25 protein-coding genes, 2 tRNA genes and 1 riboswitch are annotated in these 25,207 nt (G+C 65.8%); of the genes, 19 read left to right on the top strand and 8 right to left on the bottom strand.

The window, feature by feature from the left end; genetic code table 11:
* Positions 1-8 precede the first annotated feature (8 nt).
* Positions 9-1,046 carry a LacI family DNA-binding transcriptional regulator gene (locus E8M01_RS30305; RefSeq protein ID WP_136963567.1) on the bottom strand — a complete coding sequence of 346 codons (1,038 nt, stop codon included), beginning with the start codon at positions 1,044-1,046 and terminating at the stop codon, positions 9-11.
* Between the two features lie 133 nt (positions 1,047-1,179).
* Between E8M01_RS30305 and E8M01_RS30300 the strand changes: the two genes are divergently transcribed.
* Both E8M01_RS30300 and map read left to right on the top strand, forming a co-directional pair.
* A complete protein-coding gene (locus E8M01_RS30300) occupies positions 1,180-2,085 on the top strand; it encodes an NAD(P)-dependent oxidoreductase (protein WP_136963566.1) in 906 nt (301 codons plus the stop codon).
* A gap of 100 nt (positions 2,086-2,185) precedes the next feature.
* On the top strand, positions 2,186-2,986 hold the full coding sequence (gene map / locus E8M01_RS30295) for a type I methionyl aminopeptidase (RefSeq protein WP_136964902.1): 801 nt from the start codon (positions 2,186-2,188) through the stop codon (positions 2,984-2,986).
* 19 nt (positions 2,987-3,005) lie between these two features.
* Here map and E8M01_RS30290 read toward each other — a convergent pair whose 3' ends face one another.
* Complete coding sequence (locus E8M01_RS30290) at positions 3,006-3,440, bottom strand: hypothetical protein (RefSeq protein WP_136963565.1); 435 nt, start codon at positions 3,438-3,440, stop codon at positions 3,006-3,008.
* A gap of 174 nt (positions 3,441-3,614) precedes the next feature.
* Between E8M01_RS30290 and E8M01_RS30285 the strand changes: the two genes are divergently transcribed.
* Positions 3,615-4,667 carry an acyltransferase family protein gene (locus tag E8M01_RS30285; protein ID WP_136963564.1) on the top strand — a complete coding sequence of 351 codons (1,053 nt, stop codon included), beginning with the start codon at positions 3,615-3,617 and terminating at the stop codon, positions 4,665-4,667.
* Between the two features lie 3 nt (positions 4,668-4,670).
* Here the strand turns inward: E8M01_RS30285 and E8M01_RS30280 are convergent, their stop codons facing one another.
* Positions 4,671-5,723, bottom strand: a complete 1,053-nt coding sequence (locus E8M01_RS30280) for an acyltransferase family protein (protein WP_136963563.1) — start codon at positions 5,721-5,723, stop codon at positions 4,671-4,673.
* Positions 5,724-6,100: 377 nt separating this feature from the next.
* On the opposite strand from E8M01_RS30280, the gene E8M01_RS30275 reads away from it, so the two are divergent.
* From E8M01_RS30275 to E8M01_RS30265, 3 genes are read left to right on the top strand one after another with little or no spacing between them, the layout of a single operon-like run.
* Positions 6,101-7,432 (top strand): O-antigen ligase family protein, encoded by a 1,332-nt coding sequence (locus E8M01_RS30275; RefSeq protein ID WP_136963562.1) that lies wholly within the window; start codon positions 6,101-6,103, stop codon positions 7,430-7,432.
* 4 nt (positions 7,433-7,436) lie between these two features.
* Complete coding sequence (locus tag E8M01_RS30270) at positions 7,437-8,507, top strand: endo-1,4-beta-xylanase (RefSeq protein ID WP_136963561.1); 1,071 nt, start codon at positions 7,437-7,439, stop codon at positions 8,505-8,507.
* A gap of 47 nt (positions 8,508-8,554) precedes the next feature.
* Positions 8,555-10,159: a hypothetical protein gene (locus tag E8M01_RS30265; RefSeq protein ID WP_136963560.1), complete on the top strand. Its 1,605-nt coding sequence runs from the start codon at positions 8,555-8,557 to the stop codon at positions 10,157-10,159.
* Between the two features lie 16 nt (positions 10,160-10,175).
* On the opposite strand, the gene E8M01_RS30260 is transcribed toward E8M01_RS30265, so the two are convergent.
* From E8M01_RS30260 to E8M01_RS30245, 4 genes are all read right to left on the bottom strand, one after another.
* Positions 10,176-10,589 carry a GtrA family protein gene (locus tag E8M01_RS30260; RefSeq protein WP_136963559.1) on the bottom strand — a complete coding sequence of 138 codons (414 nt, stop codon included), beginning with the start codon at positions 10,587-10,589 and terminating at the stop codon, positions 10,176-10,178.
* Complete coding sequence (locus E8M01_RS30255; protein WP_170182135.1) at positions 10,577-12,118, bottom strand: UbiA family prenyltransferase; 1,542 nt, start codon at positions 12,116-12,118, stop codon at positions 10,577-10,579. Before E8M01_RS30255 ends, E8M01_RS30260 begins: the two co-directional genes overlap by 13 nt.
* A 159-nt stretch (positions 12,119-12,277) precedes the next feature.
* Complete coding sequence (locus E8M01_RS30250; protein ID WP_136963557.1) at positions 12,278-13,402, bottom strand: hypothetical protein; 1,125 nt, start codon at positions 13,400-13,402, stop codon at positions 12,278-12,280.
* A 158-nt stretch (positions 13,403-13,560) separates the two neighbouring features.
* Positions 13,561-13,645: transfer RNA gene (locus tag E8M01_RS30245), tRNA-Tyr, on the bottom strand.
* Between the two features lie 142 nt (positions 13,646-13,787).
* Here E8M01_RS30245 and rlmB point away from each other — a divergent pair.
* A complete protein-coding gene (rlmB, locus tag E8M01_RS30240; RefSeq protein WP_136963556.1) occupies positions 13,788-14,621 on the top strand; it encodes a 23S rRNA (guanosine(2251)-2'-O)-methyltransferase RlmB in 834 nt (277 codons plus the stop codon).
* 79 nt (positions 14,622-14,700) lie between these two features.
* On the opposite strand, the gene E8M01_RS30235 is transcribed toward rlmB, so the two are convergent.
* Positions 14,701-15,159: a hypothetical protein gene (locus E8M01_RS30235; protein WP_136963555.1), complete on the bottom strand. Its 459-nt coding sequence runs from the start codon at positions 15,157-15,159 to the stop codon at positions 14,701-14,703.
* A 363-nt stretch (positions 15,160-15,522) separates the two neighbouring features.
* Between E8M01_RS30235 and E8M01_RS30230 the strand changes: the two genes are divergently transcribed.
* The 12 genes from E8M01_RS30230 (at position 15,523) to E8M01_RS30175 (ending at position 25,118) form a co-directional block, all read left to right on the top strand.
* A complete protein-coding gene (locus E8M01_RS30230; RefSeq protein WP_215908828.1) occupies positions 15,523-17,190 on the top strand; it encodes an MFS transporter in 1,668 nt (555 codons plus the stop codon).
* 328 nt (positions 17,191-17,518) lie between these two features.
* Positions 17,519-17,734, top strand: coding sequence for a hypothetical protein (locus tag E8M01_RS30225; protein WP_136963554.1), 216 nt, complete (start codon positions 17,519-17,521; stop codon positions 17,732-17,734).
* 292 nt (positions 17,735-18,026) lie between these two features.
* On the top strand, positions 18,027-18,251 hold the full coding sequence (locus E8M01_RS30220) for a hypothetical protein (protein WP_136963052.1): 225 nt from the start codon (positions 18,027-18,029) through the stop codon (positions 18,249-18,251).
* 89 nt (positions 18,252-18,340) lie between these two features.
* A complete protein-coding gene (locus E8M01_RS30215; RefSeq protein WP_136963553.1) occupies positions 18,341-18,562 on the top strand; it encodes a hypothetical protein in 222 nt (73 codons plus the stop codon).
* A gap of 321 nt (positions 18,563-18,883) precedes the next feature.
* Positions 18,884-19,126: a hypothetical protein gene (locus E8M01_RS30210; protein ID WP_136963552.1), complete on the top strand. Its 243-nt coding sequence runs from the start codon at positions 18,884-18,886 to the stop codon at positions 19,124-19,126.
* Positions 19,127-19,451: 325 nt separating this feature from the next.
* Positions 19,452-19,679 carry a hypothetical protein gene (locus tag E8M01_RS30205; protein ID WP_136963551.1) on the top strand — a complete coding sequence of 76 codons (228 nt, stop codon included), beginning with the start codon at positions 19,452-19,454 and terminating at the stop codon, positions 19,677-19,679.
* A gap of 89 nt (positions 19,680-19,768) precedes the next feature.
* On the top strand, positions 19,769-20,020 hold the full coding sequence (locus E8M01_RS30200; RefSeq protein WP_136963550.1) for a hypothetical protein: 252 nt from the start codon (positions 19,769-19,771) through the stop codon (positions 20,018-20,020).
* 590 nt (positions 20,021-20,610) lie between these two features.
* Entirely contained in the window at positions 20,611-20,838 is a 228-nt protein-coding gene (locus tag E8M01_RS30195; RefSeq protein ID WP_136963549.1) for a hypothetical protein, read from the top strand.
* 89 nt (positions 20,839-20,927) lie between these two features.
* The gene (locus tag E8M01_RS30190; RefSeq protein ID WP_136963548.1) at positions 20,928-21,179 is read left to right on the top strand and encodes a hypothetical protein; all 252 of its coding nucleotides are present in this window, start codon (positions 20,928-20,930) and stop codon (positions 21,177-21,179) included.
* A gap of 200 nt (positions 21,180-21,379) precedes the next feature.
* Positions 21,380-21,455 (top strand) — tRNA-Thr (locus E8M01_RS30185).
* Positions 21,456-21,673: 218 nt separating this feature from the next.
* The gene (locus tag E8M01_RS30180) at positions 21,674-22,576 is read left to right on the top strand and encodes an MBL fold metallo-hydrolase (protein ID WP_246088483.1); all 903 of its coding nucleotides are present in this window, start codon (positions 21,674-21,676) and stop codon (positions 22,574-22,576) included.
* Between the two features lie 123 nt (positions 22,577-22,699).
* Positions 22,700-22,946: riboswitch (cobalamin riboswitch) on the top strand.
* A gap of 135 nt (positions 22,947-23,081) precedes the next feature.
* A complete protein-coding gene (locus E8M01_RS30175; RefSeq protein ID WP_136963546.1) occupies positions 23,082-25,118 on the top strand; it encodes a TonB-dependent receptor plug domain-containing protein in 2,037 nt (678 codons plus the stop codon).
* Positions 25,119-25,207: the final 89 nt, after the last annotated feature.

Below are 25,207 nucleotides of genomic sequence, written 5' to 3'. Positions count from 1 at the left end.
GCCGGACCCTATCCGACACTGGTCGTGCTGCCTCGCACCACCAGTGTCGGCTCGATGACTATGCGTTCCGGCGTCAGTGCCGGATTGACCATGCGCGCCAGCAGCCGCTCGCAGGCACGCCGGCCCATGTCGGCATGATGGTTCTTCACCGTGGTCAGGCCGGGCGCCCAGAGGGCCGCCTCCTTGACGTCGTCGCAGCCAACCACGGAAAAGTCGCGGCCGGCCTCGCGGTTGCGGTGGCGCAGGCCCAGCATGACGCCAAAGGCGGTCAGGTCGTTGAAGCAGACGGCGGCGGTCGGCGGGCTCGTCAGATCGAGCAGGCCGTGGACCGCGGCAAACCCCAGGTCGCGCGTGCCGAAGCCTTCGACCATCAAGGCGGCTTCCACCGCCATGCCATGCGCGGCGAGATAGGTTCGATAGGCGTTGCGGCGGTTGGCGCCGGTCGACATGGCATCGGTGCCGCCGATGATGGCGATGCGCCGGTGGCCGAGCGCGAACAGGTGGTCGAGGGCCGCCTCGGTGCCGAGCGCATCGTTCGAGCCGACAAAATCGAGCCCGACCCCTGATATCTCGCGCGACACCTGGACCAGGGGAATGCCGGCATCGGCGACGTCCCTCAGCGATGCCGCCCTGGCGCCGTTGGCCGGGCAGACGATCATGCCGTCGGGGCGATATTCCTTCAGCGTGCCGAGCACCCGGTCCTGCTTGACCGGATCGTCGGAATAGGTGCCGAGCAGCACGGTGTGGCCAGAGCCGGCGAGCGTTTCCTCGATCGCCGCCAGGAGCTCGCCGAAATAGGGATTGACGATGTCGTTGAAGCCGACCGCGATCATATTGGTGCGCGCGGTGCGCAGGCTGGCAGCGGAGCGGTTATAGACATAGCCGAGGCTGCGGGCGACCGCCTGGACCCTGTCGCGGGTCGCCGCCGCGACCAGCGGGCTCGACCGGAGGGACAGCGAGACGGTGGCCGTCGATACGCCGAGTTCGTCGGCGATATGCTGGAGCGTCACCCTGCCCCGCGCGGAGCCATCGGTTGAACCGGACATCGGACAGTCTCCCCCCAGGCTTCAATCTAAAGTTTGAATTCAAAGTTTGAAAGTGCATTTCAATCGTTTTACCCCTCGTCCGTTGGGCGGATCTGCGACTAGACTGCAAAAAGGGCCAAAGGGGAGCGTGGTGATGAGCAAGCAGCGGATCGGCTTCATCGGTGTTGGCCTGATGGGCCACGGCATGGCCAAGAACCTCGTCGAGAAGGGCTTTCCCCTGACGGTGACGGCGAACCGCAACCGCACGCCGGTGGAGGACCTGGTCCAGCGCGGCGCGACCGAAGTGACGACGGCGAAGGCGGTCGCCGAGGCCTCCGACATCGTGTTCATCTGCGTCACCGGCGCGCCTGAGGTCGATCAGGTGGTCAACGGTCCGGACGGGCTGCGCGCCGGGGCGGCCAAAGGCCTTTTCATCGTCGACTGCTCGACCTCGGAGCCGACCCTGACGCGCCGGCTCGCCGGCGAACTGGCCGGCATCGGCGTCACCTTCCTCGATGCGCCCCTGTCGCGCACGCCGAAAGAAGCCTTCGACGGCCAGCTCGATGTCATGGCCGGCGGCGCCGAGGCCGATCTCGCCCATGTCCGTCCTGCGATTGAAGCCTTTGCCGGCCGCATCGTCCATGTCGGGCCGGTCGGCGCCGGCCACACCATGAAGATCGTCAACAACTTCATCGCGATGGGTTATGCGGCGCTCTATTCCGAGGCGCTGACGGTGGCCAAGGCCAATGGCGTCGCGCCGGCGGCGGTGAATGCGGTCCTGTCGGGCGGGCGCATGGATTGCGGCTTCTACCAGACCTTCTTCAAATATGTCGTCGGGCGCGACGAGAACGCCCACAGGTTCAGCATTTCCAATGCGCATAAGGACATGCGCTATCTGGCCGCCATGGCGGAGGCCACCGGCATCGCCAATCCCCTGGGATCGGCGGTGAAGAATTATTTCGCCATGGCGGAAGCCCAGGGCAATGGCGGCAAATATGTGCCGATGCTGTCCGACGAGGTGGCACGTTTCAACGGCGTCGATCTCCTGGCGAAAGGCTGATCCCCGTCCGGCAGGCTTGCGCCACCGCGCGAATTCCCTATTTTCCGGGCAGATCAGGAATTCGCCAGTGGTTACCTATGTGGATGCCGGGACTGCGCCGATGCGCAAGAACGGCCAGATCAAGCTTTACGGGCCCGAGGCCTTCGAGGGCATGCGCGCGGCTGGCCGGCTGGTCGCCGAGTGCCTGGATATGCTGGTCGGCGAGGTCAATGTCGGGGTTGCGACCGACCGCATCGACCAGCTGGTGTTCGAATTCGCCATGGACCACCGCGCCTATCCGGCAACCCTCATGTATCGCGGTTACGAGCGGTCGACCTGCACCTCGATCAACCACGTGGTCTGCCACGGCATTCCCAACGACAAGCCGCTGCGCGACGGCGACATCGTCAATGTCGACGTCACCTTCGTGCTCGACGGCTGGCACGGCGACACCTCGCGCATGTATGCGGTCGGCGAGATCCCGCGCCGCGCCGAGCGGCTGATCGACGTGACCTACGAATCGCTGATGCTGGGTGTGGCCGCGGTGAAGCCCGGCAATACGGTCGGCGACATCGGCCACGCCATCCAGTCCTTCGTCGAACCGCAGCATATGAGCGTGGTGCGCGACTTCTGCGGCCATGGCCTTGGCCGGATGTTCCATGACGAGCCGAACATCGTCCATCTCGGCCGGCCGGGCGAGGGCAGCGTGCTGAAGCCGGGCATGTTCTTCACCATCGAGCCGATGATCAATCTCGGCCGGCCACATGTGAAAGTGCTGTCCGACGGCTGGACCGCGGTGACCCGCGACCGGTCGCTGTCGGCGCAGTTCGAACACACGGTGGCGGTGACCGAGACCGGCGTCGAGATCTTCACCCTGTCGCCCAAGGGCCTGGACAAGCCGCCCTACAAGAGCGCGGCCTGAGGTTTTTCAGACTTGGGGCTCAAAGCCGCCGGCCCTGGTCCTGCTCGGTCTCGCGCATGATGCCCATGAACCGCCGCCAGATGCGTTCGGCCAGGCTCAGCGCCCGGTCGACCTCCTGATCGCTCGGCAGGTTGAGCCCCTGGCCGTCAGTGCCGGGACGGCTGAGCGCGCTCGCGCCGCCGCGCTTCAGGGCGTCGTTTTCCGCCTTCAGGCGATCGATCTCGGCCTGCAGCGCGGCCCGGTCGTCGGCCACCAACCGGCAGGTGAAGGCGCCGTCCTGGCGGTTGCACAGCGAGATCTGGCCGGTGCGGCCGTCCAGGCGCAGCAGCCCGTCCGGCGTCTCGCGCAGCGTGAACCGGCCGGCATCGGCATCGCGCGGCGCGCCGGGTGCGGTTTGCGCGAAGGCCATGGCGGGCAGCAGGGCGAAACCAAGAGCGAGAACAACTGGGCGCATGGCAGCCTCCTTGACGAGGCCCGATCATTGGCGCGCTTCGTGACCGCAGCGTGGCGGCCGGCCGGGGCAAAGGGGCGCGGCCGCTCTCATCCAATTTAAACGGTTCCGCGTCGATAATGACGTGTTTCGTGACCTCTCGGGTTGCAAGGGATCATCGCCTGAGGAGGCGTCGGCATGGACGCGGCTTCGACCAAGGCTCCGGCCAGCCTGAATGACGGGACAGCGGACAGGCCGCAGGCCAGCGCCGTGCGGCCGCGCCTTCTGGATATCGACACCGCCAAGGGCATCGGCATCGTCCTGGTCGTGCTCGGCCACGTCGTCTCGCAGCAGACACCCGAAGGCCATGGCTGGTACCAGCAGCTCAAGACCGTGATCTATTTCTTCCACATGCCGTTCTTCATGTATCTGAGCGGCTATGTGCTGGGATATACGCTCAGCCCGGGCAAGGACAATGCGCTCGGCTTCATCCTGAAGCGCTGCGACCGGCTGCTGCTGCCGTTCTTCGCCTTCGGCCTGATCATCATCGCCGGCAAGATGGTGTTTTCGCAGTTCGTCTTCGTCGACAATACGCAGGACAGCCTCGCGGCCTATCTCGACGGATTGTTCATCCACACCGCCAGAAGCCCTGCCACCTCGGTCTGGTATCTCTACGCAGCCTTCATCTATTCAGCGATCTTTCGCCTGGTCGTGGTGCCCTTCCCGCGCCTCCTCCCGGCGCTCATCCTGGTCAGCGCCGCCTTCACCCAATTCGACGTCGAGAGCCTGTTCTACGCCGACCGGGTGCTGAAACATCTGGTGTTCTTCCTGATCGGCGTCTGGGTTGGCCAGCACCGGGAGGCCATGGACGACCTGCTGCGGCGCTACGGCGCAGCGCTGGTCGTGCTGTTCCCGGCGGCGCTGGCTTTGGCCTCATGGAGCACCAATCCGCCGACGGTGCTGGTCGCGGCCCTGGCCTCGATCCCGGCGCTTCACGGCCTGGCGCGCTGGCTTGCCGGCCAGGGTGACTGCGTCTTCCTGTTCTTCGGCCATTACACAATGGCGATCTATCTGTTCAACACCATGTGCATCGGCCTGGTGAAAGGCTTCGGCTTTCTCCTGGTCAAATGGGACGGCAACGCCTTCTACGGCTATTTCATCGTGCTGACGGCCGCCGGCCTCGGCCTGCCGATCGTCATCCGCTGGATCGCCGACCGCGTCTTGCCGCCGGTCGCCCGCTATCTGCACTGACGGTCAGCGGGCGGGCGCGGGGTCGATACGGACACGCTTCCGCCGTTTCAGCCGTCGCTGCAGAGGCTGTTCGACCAGCCGGTGAAAGACGATGCCGCCGGCGACGCAGAGGCCGAAGGTCGCGACCGCCAGGGCTGGCGCATCCAGGCCGTCAGGCGTCATGAGCCCCAGGCGCCGCCAGACGACCACCAGCAGCGAAATCGCCAGGCCGTGGGTGAGATAGATCGCATAAGATGCCTCGCCGATCAGGCCAGCCAGCGGGATCGTCGGCAAGGCGCCACGATCCTCGACCACGACGCCGCCGGCGACCAGACAGAAGGCCGGCACGCCCCAGACCAGGATGCGGTGCCAGCCGTCGGGGCCCTCGCCCGACATGGCGGCGAGACCGAAGCCGAAAAGGCCGAAAGCGACCAGCGCGTGCCCGGCCAGGCGGCCGAGCCGAAGCCCATGCAGGCGCAAATGGCCAAAGGCATAACCGGCCAGGAACTCGATCAGCAGCGGATCGGTATAGACCCTGGCCCAGGCCTTGGATGATGGGAACCAGTGACCGGCGGCGAGGAAAGCGACGAGGATCGCTGATATCGCGAGGAAGCGTTGCCGGAGCGGCAGGAACACCGCGATCAGCGCGACGACATAGAAGAAGGCTTCGTAATTCAGCGTCCAACCCTGATAGAGCATCGGAAAGACATCGCTGGTGCCCGGCTTGAAGGCCGGCAGCATCGCCAGCGACATGACCAGCCATTCGGAGGAGAACGGCAGCCGCGGAAACAGCGCGGGGGCGATCGCCACCGCCAGGGCGAGAACCAGCGTGCAGAGCCAATAGAGCGGCAGGATCCGCGCCGCCCGGTCATAGGCGAAGCCGAGTGGGGTCACGGTCGGGGAATTGGTCACCAGCGCAATGACGAAGCCGCTGATGACGAAGAAGACGTCGACCCCCGCCGACCCGACCGTCCAGGCCGGTCCGAGGACATGGAATGCCACCACCATCAGGGCGGCGGCGGCTCTGAGATATTGGATCGCGTTGAGCCGACCCCGCGCTTCGCTGGCAACCGTCATGAACTGACGACGAAACGAATGCCCGCGCCCGCGTTCAGCCGGTCGGCCGGCAACTGTCCCGGCGGCTCGGTCGGCGGCTTTCCTGGCAGGGTCATGGCTGGCGTCTCGTTTCGGATCAATGGAAGCGGCGCAGTAAACGCATCTGCCGCAACCAGCAAGATCGCGGCCAAATGCCGTGCCGGGGACAGTGAGCGCCAGTCGGCATTTGTCACAAGGCTCGGCTCGGCCCGAAGCCTTGCGAGAAATCCGGACCCGGCTTCACCATAGGGCAAGCTTTGGCTTGTCGTCCGGCGGGGGCGCGGCGTAAATGGTGTTGCTTCACCTCTAGACGTCGCTGTTCGACCGCGGTGGGTGCGCCTCGAGGGCAGACCGGATCGATGTCGCAAGTCACCGCCTCTCATGTCGATGGCAGCCAGGAGAGCTGGGCGCGGGTCGCGCGTGCCGGCCTGTTCGTCGCGGTCTGGTGCCTGGTCTGGATCGGCCTCGAGCCGTTCGGCGACCTCGGCAGCCAGGACCTGCTCGGCCTGACCACCGGCAATGATCTGTGGATCTATGTGACGTTCGGCCTGCTTGGCGCGATGATCGTCGGCGCGACGGTCGGCCGCTGGAAGCACTTCGTGACGGCACTGACCGATCGCCCGTTCATTTGGCTGGCTCTCTACATTGGCGTGAACATTGCGATCTCAACCGATTTCGCCTCGTCGCTGCGCCGCTACATCCTGTTCCTGACGGTTGCGCTGATCGCGGCGCTGGTCTGCCTCTTGCCGCGGGATCGCGACGAATTCGCCCGCCTGATCGTCGGCTGCGCCCTGTTCGTGACGATCCTGTCCTATGCCGGGGTGCTGCTGCTGCCGGAACTGGCGGTCCACCAGGCGACCGACCTGGTCGAGGCACGGCTTGCCGGCGACTGGCGCGGCGTGTTCGGCCACAAGAATCTCGCCGGCGGCGTGTTCTCGACCATGGTGTTCATCGGCATTTTCGCCGCGCGCATCGGGCTTGTCGTGCCGGGCATGACGCTGGCTTGCCTCGCCGGCCTCTTCGTCGTCCTGTCGGCCGCCAAGAGCTCGATCATCATCGTGGTCCTGACCCTGCTGGTTTCCACCGCCTGCGCCGGCATCAAATCGACCTTCGGCCGCGCCTTGATGGTGTTCACGCCGCTGGTCGTGCTGCTCTGCCTCGGCGTCGGTTCGGTCATCAGCCCGGCCATCGGCTCGATCGTCAGTGCCCTGCCCTTCGACGCGAGCTTTACCGGGCGTACCGACGTCTGGGCCTTCGCGCTGGAGAAATTCGCCGAGAAGCCGGTGACCGGCTACGGCTTCCTGTCGTTCTGGTCGCTCGAAAGCACCAAATTCGGCATCGAGGACAATGAGCAATGGGCGGGATCCGCTTCCAACGGCCATAACGGTTTCCTCGACACCGCGCTCAATCTCGGCGTCATCGGCCTTGTCCTGACCGTCATCGTGCTGGTCATCCAGCCGTTCCGGAACGACCTGAAAGCCAGGCGCCAGGGCGCCGACCCGATCATGACGACGCTGTTCTTCCAGCTCTGGCTGTTCAGCATCTACCTGTCCTGCATGGAGAGCTTCCTGTTTTCCCGCACCGATCCGGTCTGGTTCTCGTTGCTTGTGGCCGTCTTCGGCCTGCGGATGACCGCACGGTTTCGCGTCGTTGCGAACCAGCCGCCCTCTCCTCCCGGCGCCGGAGCCTGACCGCATGCCATCACAAGACCTCTCGCGCCGCGGGCTGATCGCAACCCTTGGCGCCGCGCCGCTCGCCGCGCTGCTCGGAACCCGGGCCGAGGCGCAGACGGTTGCCACCCGCAAATGGCAGGTGCCCTTTGGCGCCGCCCTGCGCAGCGGGCCGCTCGCCAACGAAGCCGATTACCGCAGCGTGTTTGCCGCCTATTGCGACCAGGTGGTGTCCGAGGGCGGCCTGAAATGGTTCGATCTCAGGCCGAGCATCGAGCGCTTCGACTTCTCCGAGGGCGACCGTTATCTCGCCTTCGCCCAGGCCAACCGGATGCTGTTGCGCGGCCATACGCTGGTCTGGCACGGCGCCTTGCCGCCTTGGGCCGAGGCGATCGACAGCGCGGCGATCGCCGAACGCGAAATGGTCCGCCATATCGAGACGGTGGTCGGCCATTATCGCGGCAAGATCGCCAATTGGGACGTGGTCAACGAGGCGATCGCCGACGACCCGAAGACGGCGCCGGGACTGCGCGACGGCCTGTGGCTGCGCCAGCTCGGTCCGCGCTATATCGCCCTGGCGTTTCGCACCGCCGCCAAGGCCGACCCGGGCGCCAAGCTGATCCTCAACGACTATGACATCGAATTCGTCGGCGATCGCTTCCGCCGCAAACGCGAAGCCTTCCTGCGGCTGATCCGGTCGCTGCGCGCCGACAATGTGCCGCTGCACGGCGTCGGGCTGCAGGGCCATCTGAGCGAGAACCAGATCGACCAGGCCGGGCTCACCGCTTTCGCCAGCGAGGTCAAGGCGATGGGGCTCGAATTCATGGTCACCGAGCTGGACGTGGTCGACAACAAGATGCCCGGGCCGCCGGAGCTGCGCGACATGGTCGTGGCTGCCCGCGTCCACGATTTCCTGGGTGCGATCTTCGCGGCGATCCGGCCGAGCGCCGTGCTGACCTGGGGCATCACCGACAAATACAGCTGGGTGCCGATCTACTTCAAACGCGGCGACGGCCTGCCCAACCGGCCGCTGCCGTTCGACGTCCACTACAAACCCAAACCGATGATGCAGGTCATCGAGCATTTCTGCCGTTGACGTGATCGAAGACGGCGGCTGGCTGCCGGCCGCCTCAAGGACATGACATGACCGCCAAAGCCGCGACCGCCGAATCCGCTCCCCTTTCGACACCCGCCGGCCTCGTCCTGATCGCCCTGGCAGTGGCCCTGGTGCTGGTTGCGCCGATCTGGCTGGTCGACATCGTTCCGACCCAGGACGGCCCGATCCATCTGACCCAGGCCGACATGATCGCCCGGTTCGGCTGGGGCGGCGTCTTGTCCGAACCGGCGCGGACCTTCTACGAATGGAACGCGCGGGTCGAACCCAATTACAGCGTCTATGCCATTCTGGCGGCGCTGATCCGGCTGACCGGCGATCCCCTGCTCGGCCAGTCGGTCTATCTCACGCTTTACGGGCTGTTCTCGGTCGTCGCGGCCTATTGGGCGACCCGCGCCGAAACCGACCGCCCGCTGCTGCCCTTCCTGCTGCTGCAGCCGATCGCCTTCGGCCTGTTCATCCATTTCGGTTTCTTCAACTACGCGCTCGGCCTGCCCGCCTTTCTGGCCTTCGCCGCGCTGTGGCGCGGCATTGGCGAGCGGCGCAACCTCTGGACCTTCCTGGCGCTGGCGCTGGCGCTGTTCGCGCTGGGCCTGACCCATCTTGCCACCCTGGTCGCGGCCTGCCTCCTGATGGCGGCCGGCGGGCTGGCGCGTGCCCTCGCCTCGGCCGGCGCCGAGACGATGCGGCTGACCGTCCGGCGGCTGATCGGCGACGGCGTCTGGTCGGTGGCGGCGGCCGTGCCGGCGCTCGCGCTCATCGTCGCCTTCCTGATCGCCTATCCCGCGGCAACGACGGATGCGGCCAATCTGCGCTATTCGATCTTCCAGGTGGTGCGCCGGCTGGTCGGCCTGACCTATCTGTTCAGCTATACGTGGTGGGAGGTGGTGGCGCTGGCGCCGCTGATCGCCGCCATGGCCTATGCCGCCGTCGTCGCGCTGAAACGCTGGCGCAGCGGCGACCTGGTCTGGCCGATCTTCATCCTGCTGGTGCTGCTGGTCTCGGCGCTCGATCTTCGCACCGCCCAGGGCGTGCCGCTGGCCGAGCGGCTGGCGCCCTATAGCTGGATCGGCGCGGCGCTGGCGATCGCCGCGCGCCAGCCCGGGCTGCGCGAGGCGCGCATCCTCTGCATCCTGGCATCGGTCGCGCTGGCCGCCCAGAGCGGCGTCAGGGCGCTGGCCTATCTCGGCTGGTCGGAGACGACCAGGGCGGTCCTGCAGGCCGGCGCCAGCCACCCCGGCCAGAGCTTCGCCGGCGCCGACCTCACCGACCTGTCGAGCGCCAATTTTTCCTGGCGGGTGCAGCCGGGCGCCCACATCCATCAGCTCGCGGCGCTCAGGTCGCAGGGCGTCGGCATGGGTTCGTCACTGCCGTCGATGCGCTTCTACGGCTATTACCCGCTGCGTTATGTGCCGGCTGAAGATTTCGTCTTCGCCCTGCCGGAATGGGAGGCCAAGCCCGGGCTCGGCTCGCTCGCGGCGTTCCGGGCGGCGCACAAGGGCGCGCCGCAGGTGCTGGTCATCATCGCGAAGGACGACAGCGGGCCGGCGCTGGCACGCTTCCATGGCTATCGGGATTGCGCGACAGCCGCCGGACCACGGCGTTCGGTGCTGGCCTGTTCGGGTTCGAACTGAGCGGGTCGACCGGGGATCACGCGCCGGTGGCGCGCGGCTTGAAGGTGAAGGAGCGGTGGCCGACAAAATTGGCCACGGCGCCGATCCCGATGGCCAGGCCATGGGCCGCCGCGTCGACCAGCCCGCCCGATCCCGCCAGGCCGGCCAGCGCGGTCCTGAGGCCAATGGCGACGCCGAACACCACGAGCGCGCTCAGCGCATTGACCAGGACGAAGCCGATGAGCTGGTCGGAGAGCGTCGCCTCGTGTTCGGTCCAGACTACCGTGCGGTAGAGCGTGAAGCCGACGACCATGCCGATGACATAGGCGAGCACCACCGCCGCCTCGAAGGGCATGACGGCCGACAGCGCGATGCGCGCGGCCCAGTTGACGAAGGCGGCGAAACCGCCGCAGGCCAGAAACCGGACGGCTTCGCCGTTCAGGCCGGCCATGGCAAGGCTCCGCCGAGATGGGCGGCCAGGAAGGCCGCCACGAGCGCCGCGCCGAGCATCAGGCTCGGCCGGTCGCGGATGGCGAAGGTGACCGGATCATCGTCCAGCACGCCGCGCTGCGACAGGAGCCAGATGCGCATCTGCCAGAGGAAGATGATGACCGGCGCGCACCACAAGAAGCCGGGCGCGGTGTAGTGGCCGGCCCGGAAGCCCTCGGCCATCAGGTAGAGGATCAGGATCAGCACCGAGCTTGCCACCGCGGCCAGGCCCATGCCGAGCAGCAACGGCTCGTCCAGCGCCTGATAGCCGCGGCCGCGCAGGCTGACGCCATGGATCTTCGCGCGCGTCAGTTCGGTATGCCGCTTGGCGCTGGACAGCGACAGGAACAGGGCGAAGGAGAAGACGAAAAGCCAGGGCGAAATGACCGCTCCGATGGCCACGACGCCGAGCAGCAGGCGCAAGGTGAACAGGCCGGCCAGCATCGAAACGTCGACGATCGGCACCTGTTTCAACCAGAGCGAATAGGCGAGCGTCACCACGACATAGAGAGCGGTGACCAGGACGACGCCAGGGCCGGCCAGCGCGGCCATGCCGAAGCCGAGCGCCATCAGCGCCGGCAGCGCGAGCAAGGCCGGCTTGATGCCGAGCGCACCGCTGGCGAGCGGCCGGTCGCGCTTCGACCAATGCTGGCGGTCGTGCGGCAGGTCGAACAGATCGTTGACCAGATAGGTCGCCGAAGCGACGAGGCCGAGCCCCAGGAAGGCGAGCGACGCCGCGATCCAGGCCTGCGGGGCGAACAAGGCGCCGGCGAGCGGGATCGGCGCGAAGACCAGAGCGTTCTTCGACCATTGTTTGAGGCGCAAGGCGCGGGCCCAGACGGCCGCCGCCGAGTGCTCCTTGGCCAGGATCTCGGTCGGCTTGTCCAGCACCTTGGCGCGGGCGACGACATTGTGACGGGCGCGCACCAGGATGACGGTCTCGGCGGCGGCGAAGACCGGCAGATCGGCCGCGCTGTCGCCGGCATAATCGAAACCCTCGGGGAACGCCTTGATCAAGGCCTCGGCCTTGGCCGGGCCCTTCAGGTTGGTTTTGGCGTTCGAGGCGATGACGTGACTGATGAACGGGAAGCGCTCGGCAATGCCGCGCGCCAGTTCTTCGGTGGCGGCGGTTGCCAGAACCACGGGCCGGCCCGCAGCGGCCGCGGCGCGGGCGAGCGCAACCACGCGCTGGTCGACCGGCAAGGTCGTGAGATCGAGGTTGGCCAGGCGCGCGACCCGCTGCTTCAGGACGGCGCGGCCCTGCAAGGCCCAGAGCAGGATCGAGAAGAGCGCGAGCGGGTTGCGCCTGAGCACCGCGACAATGCACTCCAGCAGCACGTCGGTTCGCAGCAAGGTGCCGTCGAGGTCGAGCACCAGGGGCCGGATTGGGCTGGAGGCGCTTTCGCGCGGCGTGGCGACGGGCCGGCCGGCCCCGCCGGAACGAGACTTTTCGTCTTGTTCCGGGACAATGCTTGTCGCGTGATGATACATGCCTGGCCTCCAACGCCTCTTGGCATCGGTGACCCGCAATCGTGGTGCCAGGCTTCCGACAGCCGGCATGTTTCGATTATCGCCGGGCGCTTCGGCCGCAGGCCGATGTCGGCATGCCCGGTGGGCCTGCGCGACATGCGACGCGTTTTCTGGCACTCGCTATGGCTGGTAGTGGGTGTTGCGATTGACCTCCCAATTATACTGGCCGTAGCTGTCGGCGTTGGTCATCGCCTGGTAAGCGTCCAGTTTTTCGCATTTCTTTCTGTCTTTGTGAAAGTAGGCCCTGTCCTCGATGTAATCGATATCGCCGTGCACGCCGCCGCAAAAATGCGCAAGCTCGTGGGTAATGGCGTAGATGATGGCCCCCTCGTGAGCGTTCAGAAGCGACCGCGAGAGATAGATCTGGTCGGCACGAAGGTTCGTCTCGTGCAGTGCGCTATGGCCATCGACACCTTGCAGGTAAAGAAATCCGCCGGCATAGGCCCAGGCGTATTGGACTTCACCCAGAGCCTCTTTCGGTCTGGTATCGAGAAAACCGAAAGCCGATTTCTGGTTCGGCCCCTTCGGAACATATCCGGATGCGGCCAGCATGGTCTGATAGGTCCGACGGATCATGTCGAGGTCGCGCCGCTTGTCGCTCGAGCGGTCCAGGTGGAAATGAAAGTTGAGGCGTGCCTCTTCCTTCGTGTTGTTGAACTGCGCGTTCGGCGTCATCCACGACAGCCTGACGAGATCGATCCGCGCCAGGGTGCGCACGAGATAGCTCGCGACAATGCCGAGCGAGGCAACCGCCTTGGCCTTGAGAAAATCATCGACCTCGGGCGCCGCGAGCTGATTGAGGCGATAGATCGTGCGTTGGGCCTTGTCGACAATGGTATCCGGCCGTTTGCCCGGAAACTGCTTCTCCTGGAATTTCTGAATGGCCAGGCGGGTCCGCGGCCCGCACAGACCGTCCTCCTGGAGCCTGCCGCTGCTGCCCGCGCTGGTCGGCCCGCCCTCCGCCATGGCGATCTTGTTGAGCAGCTGCTGGACAATCAGGACGTCGGGCTTGAGGTTGCCACGCAGACTGGCGCCGCGATTTTCGAGCGCGCCAACCGGCGCGGAGATGTCGCGATAGGCGTCGACCGAGACGACGTCGGTACAGGTGCCGGCTGCGCAATAGGCGAACGATCTGGTCATGAGCAGCCACCCAACAAACAGATTGTGCTTGATGTCGATCGGGAACAGCGGGTCAGGCTCGATCTTGAAACGATCGCCGCGGCATCGGCAAGAGCCCACATTCAACCGGAGCGTTTATGGTTTCTTGCGCTGCTACGCCAGAGACGTTTCAAACGACGTCGCCCCGGCCATGCAGAGGTCGATGGCAAGCGCGCTTGCGGACCGCGCGATGCGCGCCGCCGTCGGCGGCAACGCTTTGAAATGGATCGACATCTTGGGGTGGGTGGTGGGGGAAGTAGGACTCGAACCTACGAAGGCGTAGCCAGCGGATTTACAGTCCGCCCCCTTTGCCGCTCGGGACATTCCCCCGTCCCAGACCCTCGGACTGGCCGCGGGGTGTGGCGCGCTTGATAGGGATGGCTCCCTGCCCTGTCAACCTTGAAACGTCACGCGCCTGACATGAGATGCCGGCGGCAATTGCGCGCGACGCCGGGTCATGAGATGAGGACGCATGAATACGACGCCTCCGCGGGGCAACAAGAAGCCCTTCCGCCCCTTTTCGAAACCCGGACGCCCCTTCAAGGGACGCGGCGGCCGCGTGCTGCGCGAGGCAGCGCCCGAGTTCGAAACCGGCACGGTGCTGCTTTATGGCTGGCATACGGTGTCGGAAGCCCTGCGCAACAAGGGGCGCCGGATTCGCCTGCTGCTGGCGACCGAGAACGGCGCCAAGCGGCTGGACGAAGAAGGCATCGCGCATCAGGCGACGATCGTGCCGGTGCGCGAGATCGACAAGCGCCTGGCGGCGACCCCCGATGCGCTGCACCAGGGATTGTTCGCCGAGGCCGACGCGCTGGACCCGCCGGACCTGCGCACCATGCCGGCGGAGGGCGTGCTCCTGCTGCTCGACCAGGTCACCGACCCGCACAATGTCGGCGCCATCGTGCGGTCGGCCGCCGCCTTCGGCGTCAAGGCGATCGTCACCACCAACCGCCATTCGCCCGAAGCGACCGGCGTGCTCGCCAAGAGCGCCTCGGGCGGCCTCGAACACGTGCCCTTCGTCACCGTCACGAATCTGGCGCGGGCGATGCTGGAACTGCGCGACCGCGGTTTCCTGCTGGTCGGGCTGGACAGCGAGGGCGATGCCGACCTCGACCAGGTCAAGCTGCGCGAACCGGTGGCGCTGGTGCTCGGCGCCGAGGGCAAGGGCCTGCGGCAGCTGACGCGCGACACCTGCGACGCGCTGGCGCGTATCGACATGCCCGGCGCGATCAAGAGCCTCAATGTGTCGAACGCCACGGCGCTGGCGCTTTATGCCGTGACCACCCGGCTCGGCCTGCGCAGCTGACGCCGGCGGCCGGCACGATCCCGCGAGGCGAACCGGGCGCGCAACCCTAAGCGCGTTCGGCCAGTCCGATTGCGCAAGCTCAGCGGCGGCGGCGCGGCCGTGGCGCCTCCGCCGGCGGCATCTCGTCAAGCCCGATCACCCGGGCATCGGTGCCGGTCGGGTACCAGGGGCGAACCGGCAGCAGCGCCTGCTGCTGGCGCGGCGAGGTCACCGGATAGGCGCCGGAGCGCGGATAGACCGGATAGGCCGGGACGACCTGGCGCGGAAAAGTGTAGAGCGGCGGTTGATAGATCGGCAGCACCATGCCGTAGTCGACCACCGGTGGGCGCGGCACCACATAGGTGAAGGTTCCGGCGCGATAGGTTCTGACCCGCGGCCCGCAATTGCAGTCGATCGTGTGCCTGACGACTGCGACATCACCGTTGCGGCCATCGATGATGCTGGTCCGCCGGTAATATTGGGCATTCGCGGACTGTACAAATGATGCCGTCCCCAGGGCGACAGCTATCGCCGAAAGGATCATAGACCAAGGTCTCATGGCCCATCCCCGTGACTTGAATGCCGCATTGGCGTTAGTCTTAGCCTGACTCTAGGGCGTGGTGAAGCGAATCGACCGCAGGTTCGCAAACCTTCGTCCGACAGGGTGAATGTGAGCGGCAGACATGATCGGGATGGCTCTTTTCGAGCCTTTGAAGCCCGGCACGCTCGAACCTGTCCTCGCGGGGCGGACGGGTCAGGAGGAAACGGGACAGACGGCCCCCGAACCGTCTCGCCGAAGCGACCCGGCGCCCAGAGGATCGCCCATAAGTCCATATCGCCATCCGGCGCCCCTTCGACCCGCGAGCCCTGGTTCGCGGCAACGGTCGTGGTTTGCCTGGTGGCCCAGCTAGGGGATGAAACGATGTCGATGAGTTCAGCCGCGGGCACGGCCGCAGCGCCACGCCCAATGACCGCCGAGGAGAGGAAGGTCATCCTCGCCTCATCCACCGGAACGATCTTCGAGTGGTATGATTTCTATCTCGCCGGCGCTCTCGCCGCGAACATTTCGGCGAACTTCTTCTCGGGCGTGAACCCGACGGCCGGCTTCATCTTCACGCTGCTGAGCTTTGCCGCAGGCTTTGCCGTGCGCCCGTTCGGTGCGCTGTTCTTCGGCCGCCTGGGCGACCTGATCGGCCGGAAATATACCTTCCTCGTCACCATGACGATCATGGGTGTCGCGACCTTCGTGGTCGGCCTGCTGCCGGGTTACGCCTCGATCGGCATCCTCGCGCCGACCGCCTTCATCGCCTGCCGCCTGCTGCAGGGCCTGGCGCTCGGTGGTGAATATGGCGGTGCCGCGACCTATGTCGCCGAGCACTCGCCGCAGGGACGCCGTGGCTATTACACCTCGTGGATCCAGACGACCGCCACGGTCGGCCTGTTCCTGTCGCTGGTGGTCATTCTCGGCCTGCGTCTCAGCATGTCCGCGGAGAGTTTCGCATCCTGGGGCTGGCGCGTGCCGTTCCTCCTCTCGATCCTGCTGCTCGGCGTGTCGATCTGGATCCGGCTGCAGCTGAATGAATCGCCGGCCTTCAAGAAGATGAAGGAAGAAGGCACCGGTTCGAAGGCGCCGCTGACGGAAGCTTTCGGCAATTGGAAAAACGCCAAGATCGGCCTTCTCGCACTGTTCGGCGGCACCGCCGGCCAGGCCGCGGTCTGGTATTGCGGCCAGTTCTACGCGCTGTTCTTCCTGACCCAGACGCTGAAGATCGACGGCACGACGGCCAATGTGCTGATCGCCATGTCGTTGCTCCTCGGGACGCCGTTCTTCATCTTCTTCGGCTCGCTGTCCGACAAGATCGGCCGCAAACCGATCATCCTGGCCGGCTGCCTGATCGCCGCGGTCACCTATTTCCCGCTGTTCGGTCAGATCGCCAAGGTCGGCAATCCGACGCTTGCCGCCGCGGTGCAGAACGTCCAGGCGACGGTGTCGGCGGATCCCGCCACCTGCGGTTCGCTGTTCGACCCGGTCAACGTGCGGACCTTCACCCAGCCCTGCGACATCGCCCGCCAGAGCCTCGCCCGCGCCACCATCAAATACGAGCAGGTGAACGCACCGGCCGGTTCGCCGACCAAGGTGACGATCGGTGGCACCGAAGTGCCGGTCGACGCCAACTTCGCTCGCGGCATCGCCGCCGCCGCTCAGGCCGCCGGCTATCCCAAGCCGGATGACGCGGGCATCGCCAACATCGCCAAGACCGGCATGAACGGCCAGATGTGGGCGCTGACCGGCCTGCTGTTCATCCTGGTGCTCTATGTCACCATGGTCTACGGCCCGATCGCCGCCATGCTGGTCGAACTGTTCCCGACCCGCATCCGCTACACCGGCATGTCGCTGCCCTATCACATCGGCAATGGCTGGTTCGGTGGGTTCCTGCCGCCGATCTCCTTCGCCATCGTGGCGGCCACCGGCGACATCTATTCCGGCCTCTGGTACCCGATCATCATCGCCATGATGACCTTCGTCGTCGGCCTGTTCTTCGTGCCCGAGACCAAGGATCGCGACATCTTCACCTACGAAGAAAAATAAAGCCGGGCCCGACAGGGGTTCGATCTGGGAACGCCGGGGCTCACACCCCGGCGTTTCTTTTTGCCGTCACCGCAAAGGCGGCAGGATTGCGGATGACGTGCCGGCCTTGGTTCACAGCCGCGCGACTGGCGTTCACATTCGTGCGACCGCGCAATCACGCATTCGCGACCAGGATCCGCTTCATGCATTTTCCCGGATTCGTGATTGGCTCTGACTGGCTCCCGGACTTATCCCTGACGCGTCGACGGCGGACACCTCCCGCGACGACGACATGAACGCCCGGACGGCGTGTGTCCCTCCCCGCCGGGATTTCGAGCGGAGATCTGTCATGAAGAAGCTCCTCCTCGCTGCGACCCTGCTCGCGCCCTTTGCCATTATCGCTCCGGCGCTCGCCGACGACACGCTGGCCGGCACAGCCGACGCCTATATTCTGCAAGCGCCCGACGCGCCGGCTGCGACGCTCGCGCAATATCGGTCTCGCGCGGGCATGGGCTGGAGCGATCGCGAATCGGTGCCGTCATCGGCCTTCAATTCCGGCACCTGATGGCGGCCAGCGCCGGCATCGTGATTCGTTTGGTTCAACGCCGGGGTTCGGACCCCGGCGTTTTTTGTCGAACACAGCGGGTTCGATGCTTTCGCCTAAAATTGCATCAATGCACAAATGAAATGACTGATACGCTCATCTGCATGCGTTTTCTCCTTTTCGTGATTGGCACGTGATCGGCCGGGCTCCTATCTCCGGAATGTCGACGGCGGACACCTCCCGACGACAGCGAAACAAACATCCCGGATCTGGCGTGTCCCTCCCACCACCGGGTTTTCCAATGGAGACTGTCATGAAGAAGCTGATCCTTGCCGCCACCCTTTTCGCCCCGCTCGCCCTGGCCGCTCCGGCTCTTGCCGACGACAGCGCCGGGTTCGTCGAGACCCCTGCCGTTTCGACCTATGCCCCGAACCAGCCGCGTGAGTTCACCGCCCGCCACGGCCAGGTCTCGAACGCCGATCAGAGCCTGATCAGCCGCGAAGTCGTGCCGTCCTCGGCTTTCTCGTCCACGAACTGACCACCGACGCCGCTTGGCGCCTCGGCACACTCGAACAGTCCCGGCCTGAAGCGCTCACCGCCAGCCGGACAACACACATGGAGACCATCATGAAGAAGTTCATCCTTGCAGCGACCCTGGTCGCCCCGCTCGCCCTGGCCGCCCCGGCTTTCGCCGACGATACGGCCGGCTTCATCGCAACGCCTGGTGTTTCGACCACTGCGCCGAGCCAGCCGCGCGAGTTCACCGCTCGCCGCGGCCAGGTCTCGAATGCCGGCCAGAGCCTGATCAACCGCGAGGTGCCGTCCTCGGCCTTCTCGTCGGCGAACTGACCTGGTCCAGCCGACCGCGCCTGCAGGCCGGCACCAAGCCGGTCCTTCCCAACACCAACGCCGGGGCGCAAACCCCGGCGTTTTCTGCTTGAAAACACCCGGTTGCACCTGAGGTCGTCGAATCGCTCGCCGCGGCAGGGATCTGCGTCAACGCAAATCTAAACAGATCGTTGCGGCGCACCCATTGCGTTTTCCCATTTTTGTGATTGGCACGTGAGCGACCTCATTCCTATCTCCGCTTGGTCGTCGGCGGAGGCGGCAAACGAAAACCCCGGATCCGGCCTGTTCCTGCCATCACCGGGGGTCCCCATGGAGACTGTCATGAACAAGCTCATCCTCGTGGCGACCTTGATTGTGCCCCTCGCCGCCGCCCCAGCGCTCGCCGATGATGCCTCAGGTTTTGTCGGCACGCCGGAAACGACGACCTATATCACTGGCATACCTCGTGAATTTATTGCCAGCGCGTTCGCCGGCCATGGCCGGGGCACGGCCGTCGATCCGACAGCAAACGACCGAGCCCGGCGCGATGCCGTGCCGTCGTCGGCGTTCGGTTCGGCGAGCTGACCGGCACCGACGCGACCGCCTTGCTGGCACGCCACGCACTGGCCTCGCGTCGGCCGCTCTGTGTCGATTGACCCATCAACGGGATCGCCGACCCTTTTTAAGGTCGGCGTCGTTCGGCCATGATTCCACCAGAATTGCATCAGCGCATTCAAATTGACGTTGGAATGATTTTATAATTGCATTTTCTCAATTTCGTGATTGGCAAGTGATCGAGACACCCCCTATCTCAGCGATGTCGACGGCGGACACCTCCCGCCGACACCGAAACAAACATTCCGGACCTGGCGTGTCCCTCCCACCACCGGAATTTCCAATGGAGACTGTCATGAAGAAGCTCATCCTCGCCGCCGCCCTGCTCGCCCCGCTCGCCGTCGCTGCCCCGGCCTTCGCCCAGCAGGACGCCGCCGGTTTCATCGAGACCCCCTCGGTCACGACCTATGCCCCGAGCCAGCTGCGCGAATTTTCCGGCCGCCTGGCCCAGAACGACCGGGCTGCCGGCAGCCTGATCAACCGCGAAGCCGTGCCGTCCTCGGCCTTCTCGGCGGCGAACTGACCACCGGCGGACATCGTCCGCCGACCCCACACCCCACCTTCCGGCCTTCAAGGCGAATGCCGTCGCCGGGACATCCAATGGAGACTGTCATGAAGAAGTTCATCCTTGCCGCAGCGCTGCTCGCTCCGCTCGCCGTCGCGGCTCCCGCCTTCGCTCAGGGTGGCGGCGATGCGGCCGGTTTCATCGAAACCCCCTCGATCACCACCTATGCGCCGAACCAGCCGCGCGAATTCTCCTCGCAGCGTTCGCTCGGCGGCCAGACCGTCGGCGTCAGCAATGCCGAGCGCAACCTGATCCAGCGCGAAGTCGTGCCGTCCTCGGCCTTCTCTTCGTCGAACTGAATCTGGTCGACCTGACTTTGCGTGCGCGCTGGCTTCAAGCCGGTGCTTTCAAGACCAACGCCGGGGCCGCTCCACCCCGGCGTTTTCTTGTCCGACGTTTTCTTGTCGACCCCCGAACGTGCCGGCCGTCTTGCCTGATCCGCTCTCATGCATTCCATGAGCACGAATCATTCGAACAAAAATGCACCTCCGCAATTTGTTGTTTCGAGGCGCTGCAAACGAAACCATCACTTCGGCCGCGGTGATGAGCATGGATCGCTGCGATCAAGCGAATGGAACACCCCAAAGACGCTGGACAACCAGGTCACCTGGATCGATTCCAGCTCTGACCGCGTCATTTCTTGATGATGGAAGGACCAAAGGCGCGACCCGTCTCGGCCCCGTCGCCCAATTGTAAGAATTGCGACAATGCATTGATGAAACTACTGAGGCGCCTTGTCGCATGCATTTTCTCATTTTTGTGACTGGCAATTCGATCTGACCTCACCTATCTCAGCAATGTCGACGGCGGACACCTCCCGCCGACACCAAAACAAACATCCCGGGCTTGGCGTGTCCCTCCCCACCGGGATCTCAGTTGGATAACCGTTATGAAGAAGCTCATCCTTGCCGCGACCTTGGTCGCGCCGCTCGCCGTCGCCGCTCCGGCTTTTGCCCAGCAGGACGCCGCCGGTTTCATCGAGACCCCCTCGGTCACGACCTATGCCCCGAACCAGCCGCGTGAGTTCTCGGCGCGGGCCGGCCGCGTCTCGCAGGCCGACCAGAGCCTGATCAAGCGCGAAGCCGTGCCGTCCTCGGCCTTCTCTTCCTGGAACTGATCACCGGCGGACATGGTTCGCCGACCCCACACCCAACCGCCCGGCCCTCAAGGCCAATGCCGCCGCCGGGACATCCAATGGAGACTGTCATGAAGAAGTTCATCCTTGCCGCCGCGCTGCTCGCTCCGCTCGCCGTCGCGGCTCCCGCCTTCGCTCAGGGCATGAGCGACGCCGCCGGTTTCATCCAGACCCCCTCGGTCACCACCTATGCTCCGAACCAGCCGCGCGAGTTCACCTCGCCTCGCGCGTTCGGCGGCCAGGCCGTCGGCGTCAACAATGCCGAGCGCAGCCTGATCCAGCGCGAAGTCGTGCCGTCCTCGGCCTTCTCTTCGTCGAACTGAACAGGGTTCAACCAGACCTTGAGTGCGTGCCGGCCTGAAGCCGGTACTTCCAAGACCAACGCCGGGGCTCCTCCACCCCGGCGTTTTTTCATGTCTGGGGGAGCAGCGTTCAGCGCGGCGCTGTGAACGGCCGCGGTGCCATAATCGGCTCGGCACTCTTGCGCGCGGAGCCCCGCATTGCTAGGCCGATGCCGATATGGGCCGGCATAGCTCAGTTGGTAGAGCAACCGCCTTGTAAGCGGTAGGTCGCGAGTTCGAGTCCCGCTGCCGGCACCATTCCCTGACGGCGTTCCGCCGGCGCGGCCGAAACGCTTCACGAGGCCGTGATTTGCGCCGGCGAGCGCAGGTCTTTCCCAAGTCATTCGTGCAGATTAGCGTCGCAACGCCAACCCCTCGTTGCACCCGCTGCCGGAGACGCCACAATGATCACACGTCGTCATGCCCTAGCCGCCAGTGCGGTCGCGGTCGCCGCTCCCGCGATTGGAACCAGCGCCATGATCAGCCCAGCGCAAGCCCAGACCGCCGCTCCGGCCCAGGCGCCGGGCTTCTACCGCTACAAGGTCGGCGACATCACGGTCACCGCGATCAATGACGGTTTCGCCCTCAGGCCGCTCGACGGGTTCGTCCGCAATGCGCCGCTCGCCGATGTCCAGGACGCCATGCGCAAGTCGTTCCTGCCGACCGATGCGTTCCAGAACACTTTCACCACGCTGGTCGTGCAAACCGGCGGCAGGCTGGTGCTGATCGACACCGGCAATGGCGATTCGGGCGCGCCGACCAGCGGCGTCTGGATGCGCAATTTCCGCGCCGCCGGCTTCGATCCGGCCCAGGTCAATTCGATCGTCATCAGCCATTTCCACGGCGACCATATCAACGGCATCCGGCTGAAGGACGGCACCGCGGTCTTCGCCAATGCCGAGATCAACGTGCCGGCGCCGGAATGGGACTTCTGGATGTCGGACGAGCGCATGGGCCAGGCGCCGGATGGCGCGCGCGGCGGGTTCCAGAATGCCCGCCGGGTGTTCCAGCCGATCGCCGCGCAGGTGAAGCGCTTCACGCCGGGCGCGGAAGTGGCGCCGGGCATCACCTCGGTCGCGGCTCACGGCCATTCGCCCGGCCACACCATCTTCGGCATCGCCTCGGGCAATGCCAAATTGACCTACCTCGCCGACATCACCAGTCATCCCGCGCTGTTCGTGCGCAACCCCGACTGGTCGGCGATTTTCGACCAGGATGCCGACATGGCGCGGGCAACCCGCCGGCGCGTCCTCGACATGGTGTCGACCGAGCGGACCCAGGTGCATTTTTACCACGCGCCCTTCCCGGCCACCGGCTTCATCGCCAAGGACGGCAATGGCTTCCAGCTCGTGCCGGTGCAGTGGAGCCAGGCGGTCTGATCGCATTGGACCTCTGACACCAGCCCGGCTTTGAACAGCCCGGCTTTGAACAGCCCGCCTTGGCCGAACGCCAGGACGGGCTGTTTCTTTCCGACAATTGACAAAACCGTGACGAGCCCGCCTTTTAGCGGAACTCGCGACGGCGGCCATTGCTTGCAATGGCCACGGGAATGCGGTGAGCACCGGACCGACGACCAAACCTGCCCGGCAGGCCCCGTTCGACGTCCAGCGCAAATCCGCAGCTGCCCCCGCAACTGTGAGCGGCGAGCCGGTTCCTGAATGCCACTGACGGCCAGTTTCGGCCCTCGGGAAGGCGGAGCCCCGGCAACGACCCGCAAGCCAGGAGACCGGCCGCCGCGACGTCACTGTCCGAACGTGCGGGATGGCGCGTGCGGGGAGCGGGCAGCCGCTTTTTCGGTGACACCTGATGTCGCGGAGGGCCAATGGGGTCGCCTTCGAAGCTTGAGGCTTCCGCGATCCCGTGTCCCTTCCGCGGAGATCCGCCATGGCGCAACGCCTGATCCTCAGCCTCACCAGCCTTCTCGCCCTGCCGGCCTTGGCTCTGCCTGTCTTCGCTCTGCCAGCCTTGGCCCAGCAGGCCACGCAACCGGCCATCCCGCTGCCCGACATCATGGTCTATGGCGCCAGCACCGTGCCGGTCGAAGCGCCGCGCGTCGGTTCGGCGGTCACCGTGATCACCGCCGAAGACATGCGCAACCAGGGCGCCCAGACGCTGCCCGACGTGCTGCGGCTGGTGCCGGGTGTCGCCATCGGCCAGGGCGGTGGCCGCGGCGGCCTGAGCCAGGTCCGCATTCGCGGCGCCGAGGCGAATCATACCCTTGTCGTGGTCGATGGCGTGCCGATCAACGACGTGAACAATGGCGACAGCGACCTCGCCAACCTGCCGGTCGACACTATCGAGCGGATCGAGGTGGTGCGCGGACCGCAATCCGGCATCTGGGGGCCGAACGCCCAGTCCGGCGTCATCCTGATCACGACCAAGTCCGGCCGCGGACTGGCCAGGCCCGAGCTGACCGCCCGCCTCGAAGGCGGTTCGTTCGGCACGCTGCAAGGCTCGGCCTCGGTGCGCGGCGCGCAAGGACCGCTCTACGGCGCCCTGTCGGTCTCGGGCCTGCGTGCCGGCGGCTTCGTCGTCGCGCCCGGCACGACACGGCCGAACGGCTCCGAGATGGGGTCGTTCAGCGCCAAGCTCGGCGCCGACCTTTCCGACTGGTTCAATCTCGAGGCCACGCTCAGGATGGTCAGCCGCACCGGCTTCTACAACCCGGCCAACAGCGCCTTCGGACCGGGTTTTGCCACCGACCCCAATTACGGCTTTCTGGCCAATGGGTCCGGTCGGGGCACGACCAATGACCTGCAAGGCCGGATCGTCGGCACCGTCAGCCTGGCCGACGGCCGCTGGATCCAGAAATTTTCCGCCGACACGTCGCGCCAGAACACCAATGCCGCCGATGCCTATGTCAGTTCCTTCGGCTTTCTCGAACGCCAGGCCTTCTGGTCGCAGACCGAGCGCAACCGGGCGGAATACCGTTCGGCCTATACGTTCGAGACGCCCGGTTTTCTGGGCGCCCGCCACACGCTGGTCGGCGGCGCCGAGATCGTGCGCGAGCGCTTCCGCTATTATTACGAGAGCGACGGTTTCTTCGGCCCCTTCGTCAATGGCGGTTTCGCCGGAACGGGCCAGAGCCGCGAGCGCAAGGGCCTCTATGGCGAATACCTGCTCAGTCTTCCGACCGGCTTTGCCTTGTCGGCGGCGCTGCGCCAGGACTGGAATTCGTCGTTCCGCAATGCCGCGACCTGGCGGGTCACCGCCGCCCAGAGCTTCGACACCGGCACCAGGCTGCATGCCTCGCTCGGCAAGGGCGTGACCAATCCGACCTTCATCGAGCAGTTCGGTTTCACCAACACCTTTGTCGGTAATCCAAATCTCCGGCCGGAGCAGTCGATCGGCTGGGATGCCGGTATCGAGCAGCGCTGGTTCGGCGGCCGGCTGATCACCGACCTGACCTATTTCCGGGCCAATCTGGAAAACGAGATCGTCGGCTCCGGCACCACGGTCGAGAACCTGCCTTTCGCGACCTCGCGCCAGGGCGTCGAGGCCTCGGTCACGGCCAGGCCGCTCGACTGGCTGCGGATCAGCGCGTCCTACACCTATACCGATACGCGTTCGGCGGAGAACACGTTTGCGGGCTATGTGTTCAAGGAGGCGGCGCGCCGGCCGAAACATGCGGCAAGCCTGTCGGCCACCGCCGCCTTCGCCGGGGACCGGGGCAAGTTCACCGTGACGCTTGCCCATAACGGCACGATGCGCGACCGGTTCTTCGGGCCACTCGGGACAAGCGACGTCTATCTCAGGGCCTATACGCTGGTCGGCGCCCAGCTCTCCTACGACGTGACCCGGAACGCCACCGCCTATATCCGCGGCGAGAACGTTTTCGGCCAGCGTTATCAGGAGGTCTATGGCTACAATGCCGGCGGCGCGGCGGTTTATGCCGGCTTGCGCGTGCGCCTGGGCGACTGATCGCGGCATGGCCGGCCGGCTTGCCCGGATCCGAGCCCGTCGCATCCCTCCCCTTGGCCTGCCCATAGTCGACACGCACACGGGTTTCG

Origin of the sequence: Phreatobacter stygius (assembly GCF_005144885.1) — a bacterium.
In the GTDB taxonomy this organism is placed as follows: Bacteria; Pseudomonadota; Alphaproteobacteria; order Rhizobiales; family Phreatobacteraceae; genus Phreatobacter; species Phreatobacter stygius.
This window is presented reverse-complemented; position numbering and strand designations above follow the sequence as displayed.

What these genes read in the sequence shown, in the direction of transcription:
- E8M01_RS30180 (WP_246088483.1), top strand. Translation starts at nt 21,674, where the DNA reads ATGATCAGCCCAGCGCAAGCCCAGACCGCCGCTCCGGCCCAGGCGCCG.
- E8M01_RS30210 (WP_136963552.1), top strand. Translation starts at nt 18,884, where the DNA reads ATGAACAAGCTCATCCTCGTGGCGACCTTGATTGTGCCCCTCGCCGCC.
- E8M01_RS30270 (WP_136963561.1), top strand. Translation starts at nt 7,437, where the DNA reads ATGCCATCACAAGACCTCTCGCGCCGCGGGCTGATCGCAACCCTTGGC.
- E8M01_RS30275 (WP_136963562.1), top strand. Translation starts at nt 6,101, where the DNA reads ATGTCGCAAGTCACCGCCTCTCATGTCGATGGCAGCCAGGAGAGCTGG.
- E8M01_RS30285 (WP_136963564.1), top strand. Translation starts at nt 3,615, where the DNA reads ATGGACGCGGCTTCGACCAAGGCTCCGGCCAGCCTGAATGACGGGACA.
- rlmB (WP_136963556.1), top strand. Translation starts at nt 13,788, where the DNA reads ATGAATACGACGCCTCCGCGGGGCAACAAGAAGCCCTTCCGCCCCTTT.
- E8M01_RS30255 (WP_170182135.1), bottom strand. Translation starts at nt 12,118, where the DNA reads ATGTATCATCACGCGACAAGCATTGTCCCGGAACAAGACGAAAAGTCT.
- E8M01_RS30190 (WP_136963548.1), top strand. Translation starts at nt 20,928, where the DNA reads ATGAAGAAGTTCATCCTTGCCGCCGCGCTGCTCGCTCCGCTCGCCGTC.
- E8M01_RS30230 (WP_215908828.1), top strand. Translation starts at nt 15,523, where the DNA reads ATGTCGATGAGTTCAGCCGCGGGCACGGCCGCAGCGCCACGCCCAATG.
- E8M01_RS30305 (WP_136963567.1), bottom strand. Translation starts at nt 1,046, where the DNA reads ATGTCCGGTTCAACCGATGGCTCCGCGCGGGGCAGGGTGACGCTCCAG.
- E8M01_RS30220 (WP_136963052.1), top strand. Translation starts at nt 18,027, where the DNA reads ATGAAGAAGCTGATCCTTGCCGCCACCCTTTTCGCCCCGCTCGCCCTG.
- E8M01_RS30260 (WP_136963559.1), bottom strand. Translation starts at nt 10,589, where the DNA reads ATGGCCGGCCTGAACGGCGAAGCCGTCCGGTTTCTGGCCTGCGGCGGT.
- map (WP_136964902.1), top strand. Translation starts at nt 2,186, where the DNA reads ATGCGCAAGAACGGCCAGATCAAGCTTTACGGGCCCGAGGCCTTCGAG.
- E8M01_RS30265 (WP_136963560.1), top strand. Translation starts at nt 8,555, where the DNA reads ATGACCGCCAAAGCCGCGACCGCCGAATCCGCTCCCCTTTCGACACCC.
- E8M01_RS30235 (WP_136963555.1), bottom strand. Translation starts at nt 15,159, where the DNA reads ATGAGACCTTGGTCTATGATCCTTTCGGCGATAGCTGTCGCCCTGGGG.
- E8M01_RS30195 (WP_136963549.1), top strand. Translation starts at nt 20,611, where the DNA reads ATGAAGAAGCTCATCCTTGCCGCGACCTTGGTCGCGCCGCTCGCCGTC.
- E8M01_RS30175 (WP_136963546.1), top strand. Translation starts at nt 23,082, where the DNA reads ATGGCGCAACGCCTGATCCTCAGCCTCACCAGCCTTCTCGCCCTGCCG.
- E8M01_RS30225 (WP_136963554.1), top strand. Translation starts at nt 17,519, where the DNA reads ATGAAGAAGCTCCTCCTCGCTGCGACCCTGCTCGCGCCCTTTGCCATT.
- E8M01_RS30290 (WP_136963565.1), bottom strand. Translation starts at nt 3,440, where the DNA reads ATGCGCCCAGTTGTTCTCGCTCTTGGTTTCGCCCTGCTGCCCGCCATG.
- E8M01_RS30280 (WP_136963563.1), bottom strand. Translation starts at nt 5,723, where the DNA reads ATGACGGTTGCCAGCGAAGCGCGGGGTCGGCTCAACGCGATCCAATAT.
- E8M01_RS30300 (WP_136963566.1), top strand. Translation starts at nt 1,180, where the DNA reads ATGAGCAAGCAGCGGATCGGCTTCATCGGTGTTGGCCTGATGGGCCAC.
- E8M01_RS30215 (WP_136963553.1), top strand. Translation starts at nt 18,341, where the DNA reads ATGAAGAAGTTCATCCTTGCAGCGACCCTGGTCGCCCCGCTCGCCCTG.
- E8M01_RS30205 (WP_136963551.1), top strand. Translation starts at nt 19,452, where the DNA reads ATGAAGAAGCTCATCCTCGCCGCCGCCCTGCTCGCCCCGCTCGCCGTC.
- E8M01_RS30200 (WP_136963550.1), top strand. Translation starts at nt 19,769, where the DNA reads ATGAAGAAGTTCATCCTTGCCGCAGCGCTGCTCGCTCCGCTCGCCGTC.